Source organism: Bradyrhizobium mercantei, assembly GCF_001982635.1.
In the GTDB taxonomy this organism is placed as follows: Bacteria; Pseudomonadota; Alphaproteobacteria; order Rhizobiales; family Xanthobacteraceae; genus Bradyrhizobium; species Bradyrhizobium mercantei.
Map to the genome: position 1 here is coordinate 34,273 of NZ_MKFI01000011.1, position 15,023 is coordinate 49,295.

General features: G+C 65.4%; 18 protein-coding genes. 14 read left to right on the plus strand and 4 right to left on the minus strand.

What is annotated here, in order from left to right; all coding sequences use genetic code 11:
• Positions 1 to 35: 35 nt before the first annotated feature.
• Both BI327_RS37335 and BI327_RS42845 read left to right on the plus strand, forming a co-directional pair.
• Positions 36 to 269: a DUF6894 family protein gene (locus tag BI327_RS37335; RefSeq protein ID WP_076866731.1), complete on the plus strand. Its 234-nt coding sequence runs from the start codon at positions 36 to 38 to the stop codon at positions 267 to 269.
• Between the two features lie 9 nt (positions 270 to 278).
• Positions 279 to 416: a hypothetical protein gene (locus BI327_RS42845; protein WP_167386928.1), complete on the plus strand. Its 138-nt coding sequence runs from the start codon at positions 279 to 281 to the stop codon at positions 414 to 416.
• Here the strand turns inward: BI327_RS42845 and BI327_RS37340 are convergent.
• The 3 genes from BI327_RS37340 to BI327_RS43395 form a co-directional block, all read right to left on the minus strand.
• Complete coding sequence (locus BI327_RS37340) at positions 413 to 1,105, minus strand: response regulator transcription factor (RefSeq protein ID WP_076866461.1); 693 nt, start codon at positions 1,103 to 1,105, stop codon at positions 413 to 415. The two genes, BI327_RS42845 and BI327_RS37340, sit on opposite strands and share 4 nt — an antisense overlap.
• An 87-nt stretch (positions 1,106 to 1,192) precedes the next feature.
• Complete coding sequence (locus BI327_RS37345) at positions 1,193 to 2,884, minus strand: PAS domain-containing protein (protein WP_076866462.1); 1,692 nt, start codon at positions 2,882 to 2,884, stop codon at positions 1,193 to 1,195.
• Positions 2,881 to 3,627, minus strand: a complete 747-nt coding sequence (locus BI327_RS43395; RefSeq protein WP_245335049.1) for an RrF2 family transcriptional regulator — start codon at positions 3,625 to 3,627, stop codon at positions 2,881 to 2,883. Before BI327_RS43395 ends, BI327_RS37345 begins: the two co-directional genes overlap by 4 nt.
• 123 nt (positions 3,628 to 3,750) lie before the next feature.
• Here BI327_RS43395 and BI327_RS37355 point away from each other — a divergent pair, with 123 nt between their 5' ends.
• From BI327_RS37355 to BI327_RS37395, 9 genes are all read left to right on the plus strand, one after another.
• Positions 3,751 to 4,698: a helix-turn-helix transcriptional regulator gene (locus tag BI327_RS37355; protein ID WP_076866733.1), complete on the plus strand. Its 948-nt coding sequence runs from the start codon at positions 3,751 to 3,753 to the stop codon at positions 4,696 to 4,698.
• Positions 4,699 to 4,796: 98 nt separating this feature from the next.
• Positions 4,797 to 5,138 carry a hypothetical protein gene (locus BI327_RS37360; protein WP_076866466.1) on the plus strand — a complete coding sequence of 114 codons (342 nt, stop codon included), beginning with the start codon at positions 4,797 to 4,799 and terminating at the stop codon, positions 5,136 to 5,138.
• A 115-nt stretch (positions 5,139 to 5,253) separates the two neighbouring features.
• Positions 5,254 to 6,459: an NAD(P)/FAD-dependent oxidoreductase gene (locus BI327_RS37365; protein WP_076866468.1), complete on the plus strand. Its 1,206-nt coding sequence runs from the start codon at positions 5,254 to 5,256 to the stop codon at positions 6,457 to 6,459.
• Between the two features lie 73 nt (positions 6,460 to 6,532).
• On the plus strand, positions 6,533 to 7,324 hold the full coding sequence (locus tag BI327_RS37370; protein ID WP_076866469.1) for an acetoacetate decarboxylase: 792 nt from the start codon (positions 6,533 to 6,535) through the stop codon (positions 7,322 to 7,324).
• 31 nt (positions 7,325 to 7,355) lie between these two features.
• Positions 7,356 to 8,531, plus strand: coding sequence for a DUF3734 domain-containing protein (locus tag BI327_RS37375; protein ID WP_076866471.1), 1,176 nt, complete (start codon positions 7,356 to 7,358; stop codon positions 8,529 to 8,531).
• Positions 8,532 to 8,575: 44 nt separating this feature from the next.
• Positions 8,576 to 9,358 (plus strand): 3-hydroxybutyrate dehydrogenase, encoded by a 783-nt coding sequence (locus tag BI327_RS37380; RefSeq protein WP_076866474.1) that lies wholly within the window; start codon positions 8,576 to 8,578, stop codon positions 9,356 to 9,358.
• Between the two features lie 37 nt (positions 9,359 to 9,395).
• Positions 9,396 to 10,127, plus strand: coding sequence for a DUF1275 family protein (locus BI327_RS37385; RefSeq protein ID WP_076866475.1), 732 nt, complete (start codon positions 9,396 to 9,398; stop codon positions 10,125 to 10,127).
• Between the two features lie 240 nt (positions 10,128 to 10,367).
• Positions 10,368 to 11,531 carry a PepSY-associated TM helix domain-containing protein gene (locus BI327_RS37390; protein WP_076866477.1) on the plus strand — a complete coding sequence of 388 codons (1,164 nt, stop codon included), beginning with the start codon at positions 10,368 to 10,370 and terminating at the stop codon, positions 11,529 to 11,531.
• A gap of 7 nt (positions 11,532 to 11,538) precedes the next feature.
• Positions 11,539 to 11,721, plus strand: coding sequence for a hypothetical protein (locus BI327_RS37395; protein WP_076866479.1), 183 nt, complete (start codon positions 11,539 to 11,541; stop codon positions 11,719 to 11,721).
• A 25-nt stretch (positions 11,722 to 11,746) separates the two neighbouring features.
• On the opposite strand, the gene BI327_RS37400 is transcribed toward BI327_RS37395, so the two are convergent.
• On the minus strand, positions 11,747 to 12,544 hold the full coding sequence (locus tag BI327_RS37400; protein WP_076866480.1) for an N-formylglutamate amidohydrolase: 798 nt from the start codon (positions 12,542 to 12,544) through the stop codon (positions 11,747 to 11,749).
• Between the two features lie 102 nt (positions 12,545 to 12,646).
• Between BI327_RS37400 and BI327_RS37405 the strand changes: the two genes are divergently transcribed.
• From BI327_RS37405 to BI327_RS37415, 3 genes are all read left to right on the plus strand, one after another.
• On the plus strand, positions 12,647 to 13,549 hold the full coding sequence (locus BI327_RS37405) for a transglutaminase family protein (RefSeq protein WP_076866735.1): 903 nt from the start codon (positions 12,647 to 12,649) through the stop codon (positions 13,547 to 13,549).
• Positions 13,550 to 13,551: 2 nt separating this feature from the next.
• A complete protein-coding gene (locus BI327_RS37410) occupies positions 13,552 to 14,364 on the plus strand; it encodes a transglutaminase-like domain-containing protein (RefSeq protein ID WP_076866482.1) in 813 nt (270 codons plus the stop codon).
• Positions 14,365 to 14,604: 240 nt separating this feature from the next.
• Positions 14,605 to 15,003 (plus strand): gamma-glutamylcyclotransferase family protein, encoded by a 399-nt coding sequence (locus tag BI327_RS37415; RefSeq protein ID WP_174683075.1) that lies wholly within the window; start codon positions 14,605 to 14,607, stop codon positions 15,001 to 15,003.
• The last annotated feature ends 20 nt before the right edge of the window (positions 15,004 to 15,023 follow it).

A 15,023-nucleotide genomic window follows, 5' to 3' on the forward strand; every position in this document is an offset into this window, starting at 1 on the left:
AGGATACGCAGATGGCCCAAGAGATGACCGAAGGCATGACCCAGGTCTTTTTCCATTGCTCGAACGCGCGCGGGGTGTTGATGGATCGCCGCGGCACCTCGGTGGCGAGCCTCTCCGAGGCCTGCGAGGCGGCGACCTCCATGATGCGATCGCTGGTCGCAACGGTCAGCATGGAAGACTGGCGCGACTGGGCGGTGCATGTCAGCGACGAGGCCGGCGAGGAGATCGTCATCCTGCCCTTCGCATTCGTTCTCGGCAAACCGAACTGAGCGCGCGCCATGAACGCGATCGCGACGGCCTGGCGGAATCTGATCGCGCGAATTCGCGATCCCTACCGGCCCGAGCGCCATTACATGCGCGGGCCCGGCCCCAAATGGCATGCGAAGCATGCCGTTCAGGTCACGGCAGCCGGCTAGGCCGCGCAATTCTCTCGCATTGGGGCTGGCAGGGACTCCCAGGTGCGAACCAGATCGCCGATCGAGCTCGCCTCCATCTTGCGCATCACGTTGGCGCGATGCAGCTTGACGGTCACTTCGCTGATGCCGAGATCGAAGGCGATCTGCTTGTTGACGCGGCCGCGCGCCACCTCGTACAGGACCCGGCGCTCGCGCGGAGAAAGCGAGTCCAGCCGTCTGACATTGCGCTCGACGATCCTCTCATCGGCGCGTTGCGCGAGATCCTTCCTGATCCCGGCCGTCACCGCATCCAGGAGGGTTTGGTCGCGCACCGGCTTGGTCAGAAAGTCGATGGCGCCGGCCTTCATGGCCTGCACGGTCATCGGGATGTCGCCGTGGCCGGTCAGGAACACGATCGGCTTGCGCCTGCCGCTTGCTGCTAGATGAAGCTGCAGATCGAGACCGCTCGATCCCGGCATCCGAACGTCGAGGATCAGGCAGCCGGGCCGCTCCCATTCGCTCGCCGCGAACAGGTCTTGCGGCGAGGCAAAGCAGGCGCACTCCAGACCGGCCGACAACATCAGTTCCTGCACGGCTTCGCGAACCGCCGGATCGTCGTCCACGATGATGACAAGCGGCTGCTCGGCATCATCCTTTGGCCGCGTCCAACCCAAAGCGGGTTTCTGCGACGTCTCAAATCCATGTGTCATACTTTTCTCCTCATCGAATTCGCGCAACGCGTCGGTCCATGCCCGTCGCCCTCAACGACAGCCATGACGGCTTTCGATGCGCGGTCATCACACGGCCACGGCCTCGTCGGCTGCCGCCGGCAGCGTGAACGTGAATGTTGTTTCGCCGGTCGGGCTGGTCTCGGTCCACAGCCGGCCGCCATGCGTCTCGACGATCGAGCGGCAGATCGCGAGCCCCATCCCCATGCCGTCGGTCTTCGTCGTGACGAACGGCTCGAATATGCGGTCCGGCGATTCCACGCCGGGACCGCGATCGCTGATCTCGATCCGCACGCTGCCGCCGGATCTGCGGGCGCGGATGGCCAGCGACCTGGCGGCTTCGATGCCCTCCATGGCCTCGATCGCGTTGCGAATGAGATTGATGAAAACCTGCTGGATCTGGATCCGGTCGCAGGCCACGGCGGGCAGACCGGGCTCGATCTGCATCGTGACGTTGACGCGGCTCTGCGTTGCGGCGTCGATCATCAGGTCACGCGCTTCCGTGATGATTTCGCCGAGCGTCGCGCGTCTCTTCTCCCGCATCGATTGCTTGAACAGCGCGCGAATGCGGCTGACCACGTCCGCGGCCGCATTGGCATCGCGAATGACGCGTGCGACGATCACTTGCGCGCGTTCGATATTCGGCGCATCCGCGGTCAGCCACCGTTGGCATGCGTGTGAATTGGCGACGATGGCGGCGAGCGGCTGATTGACTTCGTGGGCGATCGATGCGGAGAGCTCCGCCAGGCTTGCCGCTTGGCTGGCGCGTCCCAGGGTGTCCCGGGTTCGCCGCAGTTCCTCCTGCGCCTGGACTTGATCTTCGATATCAAGACAGATCCCGTACCATTGCACCACGATACCTTCAGCATTGCGCATCGGCGCAGCGCGCGCCTCCACCCAGCGATGCACGCCGTCCGAACGGCGAAGCCGATGCTTCAACGAGAACGGCTCGCCCGTCGCGATCGCGCTGCGAACCGCGTCGGTGACGACGGCCGCGTCATCGGGATGCACGATGGCCGCGACTGTCGCGGCGAGCCGTCCCGTGTCGAGATGGTCCAATTGATCAATCGACAGACCCGTGAATTGCACCATTCGCTTGTTGAAGTAAGTGGGTTCGCCGTTCGGAGCCAGGCTCCAGATGAGGCCGGGTACGGAATCGACCAGCCGGGAAAGTTGCTGTTCGCGTTCGAGCAGGGCTGCCTTGGCCTCCTTCTCGTCGTCGACATCGATGGTGGTGCCGTACCAGGCGGCGATGCGCCCGTCCTGATCGCGTTCGGGCGATGCGAAATTGCGAAACCAGCGATAGACGCCGTCCGCCAGCGCAATGCGATGTTCCAGATCATAGTGATCGCCGGTCGCGAGGCTGTGCCGCCACGCTGCCACGAGGCGATCATAGTCATCGGGATGAACGAGGTTTCTGACGCCGAAGGTGTCGCGTCCAAGCGGTGACAGCTCCTTCTTGGAGAGCCCCGTGAGGGTCCTGATACGGCGGCTCATATAGAGAAACTTGCCGTTGGCATCGGTCGACCATGCCAGCGCCGGCATGCTTTCGATGATGCGCAGGGCCTGCTCGGCCTTGCCTGCGCGCATCGCACGCCGGCGTCCGAACCAGATGCCGCCGATGCCGATCACAAGGCAGCACGCCGCGGCGGCAGCCGAGAGGCCGGTCAGCCCCTGCGTCAACCCGGCCAGCACCAGTCCGAACCCGCAGCCCGACAGGGCGAAGCCGAAGCTCTCGACGAAACGCGCCGCGCCTGTCATGTCCGACCCTCCCGTTTCGACTTGCGCCGCTGTCGCGGCGACGGCTTGTCGGGACCATCCGTCCGGTCGGATCTTCGGGAACGATCCTTGACGCGATCGCTGACCCAGTCCTGGACCTCCCCGAAGAACGCCGCCGGTGCGGCCCGCCCGAAGCGCTGCGCAACATCGGCGAGGCTTTGTTCGGCGAGGGCGTCGCGCATGGCCTTCTCGGCGCGAAGCATCACCGCGTGAACGGCGCAGGTTCCTTTCGAGGCCCATGTCGGCGGTCTTGCGCCGAACAACTGACATCGCAGGCGCACATCCTGGCAATCAAACAGCGGCTTGTCGCCCTCGATCGCATCCACGATGTCCAGGAAACTGATCTGCTCCGGCGCCTTCGCGAGCACATATCCGCCTCTGGCACCTTCGGATGCCTGCACGATGCCGGCCTTCTCGAGCTTCGGAAATATCTTGGCGACGAAGCTCGGCGAAATGCCCTGCAACTCGGCGAGGTCGCGGCTGCTCAGTGGCTTGTCGCCCGAGCCGACCAGCCACAGCAGGCAATGGATGCCGTATTCGACGCTCACGGTGACGTGTGCCATAACGCGGACTATAGCAGTCCGAGTTATGTCATGCAATACGCGGATAGCATTTGTCCGAGTTATGCAGATTAATGACGCGGTGATGAAAGCGATGTGTCGACGGCGTCCTAAGCTGCTGAAGTGACGAGGCATTCCGGCATGCGCGTCGGCACTTCCCAGCATGCACGGTCCAGCCGACCTAGCCTCTCGGTAGAGGCAACCTATCCTCGCGCACGATATCGGCAGGTCGACGGAAGTGGCAGTCGCTCCGATCGATGTTTGCTGCTCCGAAAAGATCCCGAGATCATGACCAAGCCGCTGTTGCGTGATGCCCCGGAGAGTTTGTCGGCCGCGTCCAAGGTGCGTCAGACCGGCCAGCCGAGTGCCGAGCACCGTGCGGCCGATCTGGAGATGGCGCGCGTGCTCGGGACCAGCCCGTTTCGCATGGCCCTGGACGCCGCCGGTGGCGGGATCGCCCACTGGAAGCATGAACCGCTGCACGACGTCGTCGAGCCAATGAGCCACCACGTGATCATGGCCTATAACGGCTCGATGCAGCGCATGGAGCGCCGGTCAGGACGGTCGGTCACGATCGGCACGTTTCGTCCCGGGGTCGTGATCATCATTCCCGAGGGATCAAGCTCCCGCTGGGATATTCCGAAGCCTGTTGACGTCGTTCAGCTCTATCTTCCCCGGACGACGCTCGCGCGCGTCGCCGATGAAGCCGACGCCCCATCGACGGATCTGCTGGAGCGGACGGCGCATCCGGACCCCGTGACGTCGCGATTGCTGTTGAGTGCGGCGGACGTCCTGCAGGGCAACGAGGCCCTCGATACGCTGTTCAGGCAGCAACTGACGGATCTCTTGGCCACGCGGCTTCTGGCGGCACACACGGGCGCACCGGCGCCGGTCCGGCTGGCCGGTGGCGGGCTGGCGCCGAAGGCACTGCGTGGCGCGATCGAGCGCCTGCGTTCGGACAGCGAAGCGGACGTCTCGCTCGCGGCGCTCGCTTCGGAGGCCGGCCTGTCGCGCTTCCACTTCTGCCGTGCCTTCAAGGAAAGCACCGGGCTCTCGCCGCATGCCTGGCTGCGCCAGCACCGGCTCGAGCAGGCCATGGACATGTTGCGCGACACCGACGCATCCGTGGTCTCGGTCGCCGCGGCGCTCGGCTACGGCTCGCAGACCGCTTTCGCCGCAGCGTTCAGGAAGCTGACCGGCGAAACCCCGAGCGATTGGCGGCGGCGCCTGCGGTAGCAGCAATCGCTCTTCAGGTCGGGCAATCGCTCTGGGGCGCGCTCAGGCCCAATTCGCTAGATCATCGTGGCACCCATTGCCAACAACGGAGACAAGCGATGGCTTGGAACGATTTAGGCAACTGCCTTGCGATCACGCGGCGAAGCCGGGTGGTTGCGACCGCACTCATGTACGGGCTCACGCTCACCGTCCGCTTCACTTCGGCAGCGGGTGATGACGCGGATTCGCCGGCGCAGGCCTCCCAGGGCGCCAATGCCGTGACGTCGGTGATGATCGACGACGCGGCTCAAGCGCTCACCCGGGACTGGCTCCCGGCGGCCGCGCAGCCGATCAGCCTTCGCCGCGGGGCGCTGTCGAGCGCGCGCGCGCCAGGCTGTCGCGCCGGATGCGAGCCCGCACGGCGCGCGCCGTTTGTATCGAGCTGCGCCGCCCATCGATAGGTACGTGCCTTCCGTTCCACCTCTTCGCGTCACCGATCGCGACAGGCTGCCGTCAGCGGCAAGCGGTGTCGGTCACGCGCGGACATCAGAGACTGCCAACCCAAGGAGATATCACATGCGACTAGTCATCATTGGCGCCGGCTTCGCCGGCATGTATGCCGCACTCTCCGCAGCCCGCCTGCGCGACATCCAGGGCGCATCGCCCGAACAGCTCGAGATCGCACTGGTTGCGCCGGAGCCGACGCTCGTGGTTCGCCCGCGGCTCTACGAACCGAAGCCGGAAACGCTGACGGCGCCGCTGCTCGACGTCTTCAACGCGATCGACGTCGTCTACGTGCAGGGCAGCGCCGAGGCCGTCGACACCAAGTCGCGCACCGTGCAGATCGTCACCGCCAAGGACGCGCGGAAGACGCTGCCTTACGATCGGCTGGTGGTGGCGACCGGCAGCCGGCTGTTCCGCCCCAACGTGCCCGGCCTCGCCGAGCATGGCTTCAGCGTCGACAGTCTCGAGGATGCGATCGCGCTCGACCGGCATCTGCACGGCCTCGCCAAGCAGCCGGCATCAGTGGCGCGCGATACCGTGGTGGTCGCCGGCGGCGGCTTCACCGGCATCGAAGCGGCAACCGAGATGCCGGCGCGCTTGCGGGACATTCTCGGCAAGGACGCCAAGCCCCGCGTCATCATCGTCGAACGCAATCCTGCGATCGCGCCCGACATGGGCGAAGACCCGCGCCCGATCATCGAGGATGCGATGCGCAAGCTCGGGGTCGAGGGCCGGTTCGGCGCCGGCGTCGCCGAGGTCAGCAAGTCCGGCGTCACGCTGTCGAATGGCGAACATATCGAAGCCGCGACCGTGGTCTGGGCGGCGGGCATCCGCGCCGCGCCGCTGACCACCCAGATCCCGGCCGAGCGCGACAATTTCGGCCGGTTGCTGGTCGATCGCGACCTGCGCGTGCCGTCGGTCGCGGGCGTGTTCGCCACCGGTGATGCGGCGCGCGCCGCATGCGACGATGCCGGCAACTACGCGCTGATGTCGTGCCAGCATGCGACGCGGATGGGCGCCTTTGCCGGCAACAACGCCGCGGCCGAGCTGCTCGGGGTTGCGACCAGGCCGTATCATCAGAAGGTCTATGTCACCTGCCTCGACCTCGGCGAGGCCGGCGCGCTGTTCACCCGCGGCTGGGAGCGCAAGGTCGAGCTGGTCGGCGACGTCGCCAAGAAGACCAAGCGGGAGATCAACACCGTCTGGATCTATCCGCCGCGTGCCGAGCGTGCCGCAGCGCTCGCATCCGCCGATCCGGAGCACGTCACCGAAGTCTAGGACGTCCTCCGAACCCGGCCGCGCCCTGCACGGGCGCGGCCACCGTCGACCGTCATAACTGGAGCTCACCACAGTGAAACACGAGACCGTGCGTACGTCGTCGTTCGCGATGCCGCTGACCAGTCCGGCTTTCCCGCCCGGGCCCTATCGCTTCGTCAATCGCGAATACTTCATCATCCAGTACCGCACCGATCCCGAAGCGCTGCGGCGCGTGGTGCCGGAGCCGCTGGAGTTGACCGAGGCGGTAGTGAACTACGAATTCATCCGCATGCCCGACTCCACGGGCTTCGGCGACTACACCGAGAGCGGCCAGGTCATTCCGGTGACCTACAAGGGCCAGCTCGGCGGCTTCACCCATCAGATGTTCCTGAACGATCATCCGCCGATCGCCGGCGGGCGCGAGCTGTGGGGTTTTCCCAAGAAGCTGGCGCAGCCGAAGCTCGAGGTCGAGATCGACACGCTGGTCGGCACGCTGAACTACGGCTCGGTACGGATCGCGACCGGCACCATGGGCTACAAGCACCGCGCGCTCGACGCTGCCGCCGAGGCTAGGAAGCTCGCCGCGCCGAACTTCCTGCTCAAGATCATACCGCATGTCGACGGCACGCCGCGCATCTGCGAGCTGGTGCGCTACCATCTCGAGGACATCACGGTGAAGGGGGCGTGGACCGGACCGGCTGCGCTCGACCTGTATTCGCATGCGCTGGCTCCGGTCGCCGAACTGCCGGTGCTGCAAGTCCTGTCCGCCAAGCACATCGTCGCCGACCTCACGCTCGGGCTCGGCGCCGTGGTGCACGACTATCTCGCCGCCGGCCAGGCCACGCCGCAACGCGCCGGAGCCCTGACCGCGGCGAATGCCGGCTGACCAGCCTCGACCATCATCAGGAGTTTCAGCAATGTTGAACGTGATGCGTGAGCAGATCGATCCGCCGTCGCAGCAGACCAGGTCGTTGCCCTACGACGTCGTGGCCCTGGTGCTGCAAGGCGGCGGCGCGCTTGGCGCCTATCAGGCCGGCGTTTATGAGGGCCTGCACGAGGCCGGCATCCGGCCGAACTGGCTGGCCGGCATTTCGATCGGCGCGCTCAATGCGGCCATCATCGCCGGCTCGCCGGAACGAGAGCGGGTCGAACGGCTGCGTAAATTCTGGGAAGGCATCTGTGCCACGCCCGTCGAATGGCCGACGGGAGAAGGGCTCGCCAATGCCCTGCCGTTCGCCTTCGACATGCGCTCGGCGCACAATGCGCTGGCGGCGATGCGTGCCCTGTTCCAGGGGCAGCCCGGCTTCTTCAAGCCGCGCTTCCCGCCGCCGTTCCTGTCGCCGTTCTCGGGGGCTGCCGCGACGAGCTTCTACGACACCTCGGCACTGCGGCAGACACTCGAGCAACTCGTCGACTTCGACCGGCTGAATTCCGGCGAGGTGCGCGTCAGCGTCGGCGCGGTCAACGTACGCACCGGCAATCTCACCTATTTCGACACCGCCGAGCGCCGGCTCGGTCCGAAGCATTTCATGGCGTCCGGCGCGCTGCCGCCGGGCTTTCCTGCCGTCGAGGTCGACGGCGAGCACTATTGGGATGGCGGCGTGGTCTCGAACACGCCTTTGTCCCGGGTGTTGTCCAGCGAGCCGCGCGACACGCTGACCTTCCAGATCGATCTGTGGTCGGCGAGGGGCCGCGTGCCCAACGACCTGATGGAGGTGTCGAGCCGGCAGAAGGACATTCAATATTCCAGCCGCACCCGCGCCATCACCGATCAGGCGCTGCGGATGCAGAAGATGCGGCAGGCCCTGCAGCGGACGCTCGCGCTGCTGCCGGAGAGCGCCAGGCAGGATCCGGAGATTCGCGAGATCGCCGAGATGGCCCGCCATCGCTCCTGCAACATCATTCATCTGATCTATCAGTCCAAGATCTACGAGCGTCACTCCAAGGACTACGAGTTCGGACCGAATGCGATGCGCGCGCACTGGCAGAGCGGGCTCGAGGACATCCGGCGCACGCTGGCCGACCCGGGCCGGCTCGATCGGCCCGCGCCGGAGCTTGGCATCGTCACCCACGACATCCACCGACGCGACTGAACCCGCGGCGCATCTCATCCCCACACCATCGAAAGGAGCTTCCCATGTTGAAGGGCAAGGTTGCCATCGTCACCGGATCGACCAGCGGTATTGGGCTCGGCATCGCCAAGGAGCTCGCCAGCCTGCGCGCCGACATCGTCCTGAACGGGTTTGGCGATAGCAGCGAGATCGAGGCGATCCGCAGCGGCATCGAACGCGAGCATGGCGTGCGCGTCAGCTATGACGGCGCCGACATGTCGAAGGAAGATGCCGTGCGCGGCCTGGTCACCGCGACGGTCGCCAGTTTCGGCCGCCTCGATATCGTCGTGAACAATGCCGGCATCCAGTTCACCGCGCCGGTCGAGGAATTTCCGGCCGCCCGCTGGAACGCGATCCTCGCGATCAATCTGTCGGCCGCGTTCCATTCCATCGCTGCCGCGCTGCCGCAGATGAAGAAGCAGCGCTGGGGCCGCATCGTCAACATCGCCTCCGCCCATGGCCTCGTCGGGTCGACGCACAAGGCCGCCTATGTCGCGGCCAAGCACGGGCTGATCGGTCTCACGAAAGTGGTAGGCCTCGAGACCGCAGGCAGCGGGGTGACCTGCAATGCGGTCTGTCCGGGTTGGGTGCGCACGCCGCTGGTCGACAAGCAGATCGACGACATCGCCGCGCAGCGTGGCATCAGCCAGCAGGATGCCGCCAGAGACCTGCTCGCCGAAAAGCAGCCGTCGCTCCAGTTCGTCTCCCCGAAGCAGCTTGGCGGCACTGTTGCCTTCCTGTGCTCGGGCGCAGCAGACCAGATCACGGGAACGGCGATCTCGGTCGATGGCGGCTGGACGGCACGGTAGCGCACGGCTTCAGCCGGCCACACCCGGGTGATCGCCCATGTCACTGCTCGCGCGAGACCTGCTCGCATTCCCGGCGCCTGATGCTTCCGCGGATGACGCCATGGAGCTGTCGCGCATGGAAGCGCGACTGCCGGCCTTGCTCAGCGTGATCGCCGGAATGGTTGACAGTACCGGCTTCTTCACGCTGGGCCACATCTTCACGGCCCACGTGACCGGCAACCTCGTGCTGGCGGCCGGCGTTGCCGTCGACGGCGGCGCGTTCCATTGGGCGCAGCTGTTGACCATCCCGGTCTTCATGCTGGCGCTGGCAACCGTCTGGCTGATTGCGCGCGCATCAGGCTTGCACGGCGCGCGACTCGTGCGGCTGTTGCTGCTGGTTCAGTTTCTGATCCTTGCTGCGTTGCTGGTCTTCGGCGTCGTCGCGAGGCCATCCTCCGACCCGGCGGGGGTGCTGGCCGGCACGGCGGCGATGATGGCGGTGTCCGCGATGGCCTGTCAGTACGCGCTGCTGCGCATCGCGGTGCGGGGCGCCATCTCGACTGCGGTGATGAGCGGCAATCTGGCCAATGCCGTTTTATCGGCAATGGACTTGCTTTCGATCCGTCATCCTCTGCTGCCGCATGATGCGACGCCATTGAATCATTCGCTCGGCCGTTTGGCCGGGTTCCTTCTCGGCTGTGTCGTTGCCGCGGCGGCGGTCTCGGTGGCCGGAGACTGGACCTGGTCGCTTCCCGCAGCGCTGGCCGGTGTTGCGATCGCCGTGCGGTAAGCCGGCGGTCGAGATCGCAACGCGTTTCGTCGTTCGCCCCGGCTCCATTTAGAACGATCCTAAGAATTGCTCCGAACGGCAGGACGCATTGCCGCAGTTCCCCGGCGCGCTCGTTGCGGGATCGCAACACGGTCAACGATAAGCCCGACACTGGACGAGTTCTAATCGCCGCGCGACTGCACGCATCTTTCATCGTGCTAGTGACGGCGAGGATGGAGACTTTGGAATCAGGTAGCGAAGTTGACTGCGACGACCAAATCCCTGCGGCGATGGGGCGCCGTCCATAAATGGACCAGCCTGATCTGCACATTGTTCATGCTGCTGTTGTGCATCACCGGCCTGCCGCTGATCTTCCACGACGAGATCGATGATCTCCTGCACAACCAGGTCAAGCCGGCCGAGGCACCGTCCGGCACGCCGCCGGCCAATCTGGATCATCTGCTCGCCAACGCGCTGGCGCAGGCGCCCGGCAAGGTGCCGCACTTCCTGATCTGGGATCGCGACGAACCCGGCGCGATCTGGGTCAGCGTTGGTCCCTCGATCGACGCCAATCCGGTCGACAACCTGCTGATCCGGATGGATACCCATACCGGCGCCTATCTCGATTCCCCCGATGTGACCGGCCGCTTCACCTACATCATGCTGAAGCTGCACACCGACATGTTCGCGGGCCTGCCCGGAAAGCTGTTTCTTGGATTGATGGGCATCCTGTTCTGCGTCGCGATCATCTCCGGCATCGTGGTCTACGCGCCGTCGATGCGGAAGCTGCGCTTCGGCGCCTACCGCGCGCAGCGCACCCGCGTGGTGCGCTGGCTCGACGTGCACAACCTCGCCGGCATCCTGCTGGTGGCCTGGACGCTGGTGGTCGGCTTCACCGGCGTCATCAACACCTGGGCCGATCTCGTGCTCAAGATGTGGCAGTTCGGCCAGCTCGCCGAGATGACCGCGCAGTACAAGGACCGCGGCGTGCCGTCGAAGCTGACCTCGCTGAACGGGGCGGTTGAGGTGGCGAGGCACGCGGTGCCCGGAATGACGCCGAGCTTCGTCGCCTTCCCGGGCACTCTCTTCAGCAGCAAGAGCCATTATGCTGTTTTCCTGCACGGCGATACGCCGCTGACCTCGCGGCTGTTGAAGCCCGCGCTGATCGACGCGGAAACCGGTGCGCTGACCGACAGCCGCGACATGCCCTGGTATGTGTCGACGCTGTACGTCTCGCAGCCGCTGCATTTCGGCGACTACGGCGGCATGCCGCTCAAGATCGTCTGGGCGCTGCTCGACATCCTGACCATCTTCATTCTCGTCACCGGCGTGTATCTGTGGATGCGCCGGCGCAAGGCGGGCGTGAGCCAGGAACGCGCCATCGCCAACGCCGCCTCGATCGACAACCCCGTACTCACGTCGTGACGTCAGCATGGTCGCACATCGCTCATTGACCCAGATCTTCGCCGCGCCGCTCGCGATCGCGATCGTGAGCACGGTGGGATTGATCAGCGCGCTGGTCGGCGACGGCTGGTGGGATGCAGTTTCCTGGGCAGCGCTCGGCCTGCCGGTGCTGCTCTATCTCGCGTTCATCTGGCGGCGCCGGCCGAATTGACGCCGGCTTGCCCGATCGCTGCTAGCTAGATCAGCGCTTCCGCGCGCAACGTTGCCTCGATCTCGCCGAGGATCCGCGCCAGCCGCTCGGCCCACGCGGTTTCACCGGCCTGGTCGGAAATCAGGTCCTGACGGATTTCGATGCCTGAATTCATCAGGCCGCGCTTCTCGCCATGCACGGGGATCGTGTAGTCGGTCTCGTCGCTGACCGCATAGGGCTCGTTGTCGCCGACCACGAGATCGCCCTCGCTGCGCAGATGCTTCAGCAGCAGCGGTGGCAGTGCCTTGTCGTGGTGGTACAGCGTGCCGATGTGCCAGGGCCGCGCGATGCCGGCATAAACCGGCGTGAAGCTGTGCAGCGACACCAGCACTGTCGGCATGCCCTGGCGCGTGCGTTCGTCGATGATCTCGTCGATGCGCTGATGATAGGGATCGAAGATCTGCGCGCGGCGCAGCTCGACGGCTTCGCGCGACAGGCCTTCATTGCCGGGAACGGTGGTGGCCTCGCTGATCAGCGGGACCGAGCTTGCGACATGCGGCGGACGGTTGCAGTCGATCACGAGCCGCGAATAGCGCTGCGCGATCAGGTGCGCGCCGAGCAGGTCGGAGAGTTGCGTTGCGACGTCGGCGATGCCGATGTCCCAGGCGATGTGCCGCACGAGCTCGGATTCGGGCAGGCCGAGATCGCCGAGCGGGGAGGGAATCAGCCTGCCGTAGTGATCGCAGGTGAACAGGAACGGCGAGTGGCCGGCAGGATTGCGTTCAAGAACCGGTGAAACGTCGGTGCTTGCGAGCAGAAACGATGGGCCACCGCCGTAATTCAAGGGCCTTTTCCTCAACTTTGCCTATTCGAGCGGCATCTGGTCTGGAATCGAGCAGCTTTCTCTATAGATTAAGCGGTCCGAAATCACGATGATTGTTTGAAGATGCCGCTCCTGACTATTCATCACAAGACCGTTTATCGCTACGCGCGCCCGGTGGCGTTCGGCGAGCACCGCATCATGCTGCGCCCCCGCGACGGCCATGATCTGCGCGTGCTCGACAGCGCACTTGTGATCGATCCGCAACCGATGTCGCTGCGCTGGATTCACGACGTGTTCGGCAACAGCATGGCGATCGCGGCCTTCGACGAGCGCGCCGACACGCTGTCCTTTGTCTCGACCGCGACGGTCGAGCACAATCCGGCCGACAGGTTCGCGTTGACGCCGGACGACGCCGCCTACTTCTATCCGTTTCTCTACGACGACGAGGAATTCCCCGATCTGCAGCAGTTCATCACGCCGCAATATGGCGACCCGAACGGTGAGCTGTCGGCCTGGGCGCGGCGCTTCCTCGATGTCGAGCCGCCGACGCCGACGTTCAGGATCCTGAGCGGCATGACGCATGGCATTCGCGAGGCGTTCAGCTATCGCAAGCGCTACGAGCAGGGCACCCAGCATCCGCTTGATACGCTGCGGACGCAGTCCGGCACCTGCCGCGACTATGCGCTGTTCATGATCGAGGCGCTGCGCCGGCTCGGCATCGCCGCGCGTTTCGTCTCCGGCTATCTCGCGATGCCTCCCGGCAGCGCGCATGGCTACGTCGGCGGCGGCTCGACCCATGCCTGGGTGCAGGTCTATCTGCCGAGTGCCGGCTGGATCGAGTTCGATCCGACCAACGGCATCGTCGGCACGCGCGATCTGATCCGCGTCGCGGTGGCGCGCGATCCGCGGCAGGCGATCCCGCTGCACGGCGTCTATCTCGGCGCGGCGGATGCGTATCTCGGCATGGACGTCGACATCAAGGTCGTCTCGGTCGGCGAGAGCCTGGCGGAGCAGGAGACAGCCTGACGATGCAGATCAAGGTCGGCTTCGAGATCACCTACACGGCGGCGCAGCCGACCCCGATGGTGATCATGCTGTCGATCCATCCGTCGCGCTACGCCGACATCGTCGGCACCGAGAGCATTTCGACCGAGCCGGACGTCCCGATCGGCCTCTATCGCGACGGCTTCGGCAATGTCTGCGGGCGGCTGGTCGCCCCTCGCGGCGGCGTCACCTTCCGCGGCAGCGCGCTGGTGCGCGATTCCGGGTTGCCCGACATCGTCAACCCGGCGGCGCAGCAGCTGCCGATCGAGCAACTGCCCGACGACATGCTGCTCTATCTGATGCCGAGCCGCTATTGCGAGACCGACAAGCTGACCGACATCGCCTGGTCGCTGTTCGGCAATACACCGCCGGGCTGGGCGCGGGTGCAGGCGATCACCGATTTCGTGCACCACCACGTGACGTTCGGCTACCAGCACGCCCATCACATGAAGTCGGCACACGACGTCTATGAAAGCCGCGCCGGCGTTTGTCGTGACTTCGCGCATCTGGCGCTCACCCTCTGCCGCTGCATGGGCATTCCGGCGCGCTACTGCACTGGCTATCTCGGCGACATCGGCGTGCCGCAGGATCCGGCGCCGATGGACTTTTCCGGCTGGTTCGAGGTCTATCTGTCCGGCCAGTGGTACACCTTCGATGCCCGCCACAATGTGCCGCGAATCGGCCGCATCCTGATGGCGACCGGCCGCGACGCCGCCGACGTGGCGCTCACCACGAGCTTCGGCCGCATGACGCTGGCGAAGTTCGTCGTGGTGACGGATGAGGTGGCGGCGGCTTGATTCTTCCCGGACCTTCCGTCATTCAGGGCGCGTACCATTGCGGCGCCTTCCGTCGTCGTCCCTGCGAAAGCAGGGACCCATACGCCGCGGCTCCCGTTGTTGACAGGACCCGTCGTTCCGGCGTCGCGCAATGATTTGGATTGGTGGTTATGGGTCCCTGCTTTCGCAGGGACGACAGCGAGTGTGAGGCGCAGCTTGTAAGTTATACTGCCCCGTTCTGCCGGAATGACAAGTGAGACCATGACCTCCGACCTTCTCTTCGTCTACGGCACGCTGATGCGCGGCTTCGACCATCCGATGGCGAAGCTGCTCGCCGGCAATGCCGAATTCCTCGGACCAGCGCAGTGCCGCGGCCGGCTCTATCTGGTGAAGCACTATCCGGGCCTAGTGGCATCCGACGATCCCGCCGACATCGTGCATGGCGAACTGTTCCGCCTGCGCGAGCGCGACGCCATGCTGCGCGAATTCGACATGTACGAGGCCTGCGGCGAGGGCTTTCCTCAGCCGACCGAATATGTCCGCGAAATGCTGAAGGTGACGCTTGCCGATGGCAGCGTGCGCGAGGCGTGGACCTATCTCTACAACTGGCCGGTCACCGAGCTGCCGCGGATCGCGTCAGGAAAGTTTCTCGAGTACTAGTACGCACTGCGTCAAGCCCG

What these genes read in the sequence shown, in the direction of transcription:
- BI327_RS37335 (WP_076866731.1), top strand. Translation starts at nt 36, where the DNA reads ATGACCCAGGTCTTTTTCCATTGCTCGAACGCGCGCGGGGTGTTGATG.
- BI327_RS42845 (WP_167386928.1), top strand. Translation starts at nt 279, where the DNA reads ATGAACGCGATCGCGACGGCCTGGCGGAATCTGATCGCGCGAATTCGC.
- BI327_RS37340 (WP_076866461.1), bottom strand. Translation starts at nt 1,105, where the DNA reads ATGACACATGGATTTGAGACGTCGCAGAAACCCGCTTTGGGTTGGACG.
- BI327_RS37345 (WP_076866462.1), bottom strand. Translation starts at nt 2,884, where the DNA reads ATGACAGGCGCGGCGCGTTTCGTCGAGAGCTTCGGCTTCGCCCTGTCG.
- BI327_RS43395 (WP_245335049.1), bottom strand. Translation starts at nt 3,627, where the DNA reads ATGCTGGGAAGTGCCGACGCGCATGCCGGAATGCCTCGTCACTTCAGC.
- BI327_RS37355 (WP_076866733.1), top strand. Translation starts at nt 3,751, where the DNA reads ATGACCAAGCCGCTGTTGCGTGATGCCCCGGAGAGTTTGTCGGCCGCG.
- BI327_RS37360 (WP_076866466.1), top strand. Translation starts at nt 4,797, where the DNA reads ATGGCTTGGAACGATTTAGGCAACTGCCTTGCGATCACGCGGCGAAGC.
- BI327_RS37365 (WP_076866468.1), top strand. Translation starts at nt 5,254, where the DNA reads ATGCGACTAGTCATCATTGGCGCCGGCTTCGCCGGCATGTATGCCGCA.
- BI327_RS37375 (WP_076866471.1), top strand. Translation starts at nt 7,356, where the DNA reads ATGTTGAACGTGATGCGTGAGCAGATCGATCCGCCGTCGCAGCAGACC.
- BI327_RS37380 (WP_076866474.1), top strand. Translation starts at nt 8,576, where the DNA reads ATGTTGAAGGGCAAGGTTGCCATCGTCACCGGATCGACCAGCGGTATT.
- BI327_RS37385 (WP_076866475.1), top strand. Translation starts at nt 9,396, where the DNA reads ATGTCACTGCTCGCGCGAGACCTGCTCGCATTCCCGGCGCCTGATGCT.
- BI327_RS37395 (WP_076866479.1), top strand. Translation starts at nt 11,539, where the DNA reads ATGGTCGCACATCGCTCATTGACCCAGATCTTCGCCGCGCCGCTCGCG.
- BI327_RS37405 (WP_076866735.1), top strand. Translation starts at nt 12,647, where the DNA reads ATGCCGCTCCTGACTATTCATCACAAGACCGTTTATCGCTACGCGCGC.
- BI327_RS37410 (WP_076866482.1), top strand. Translation starts at nt 13,552, where the DNA reads ATGCAGATCAAGGTCGGCTTCGAGATCACCTACACGGCGGCGCAGCCG.
- BI327_RS37415 (WP_174683075.1), top strand. Translation starts at nt 14,605, where the DNA reads ATGACCTCCGACCTTCTCTTCGTCTACGGCACGCTGATGCGCGGCTTC.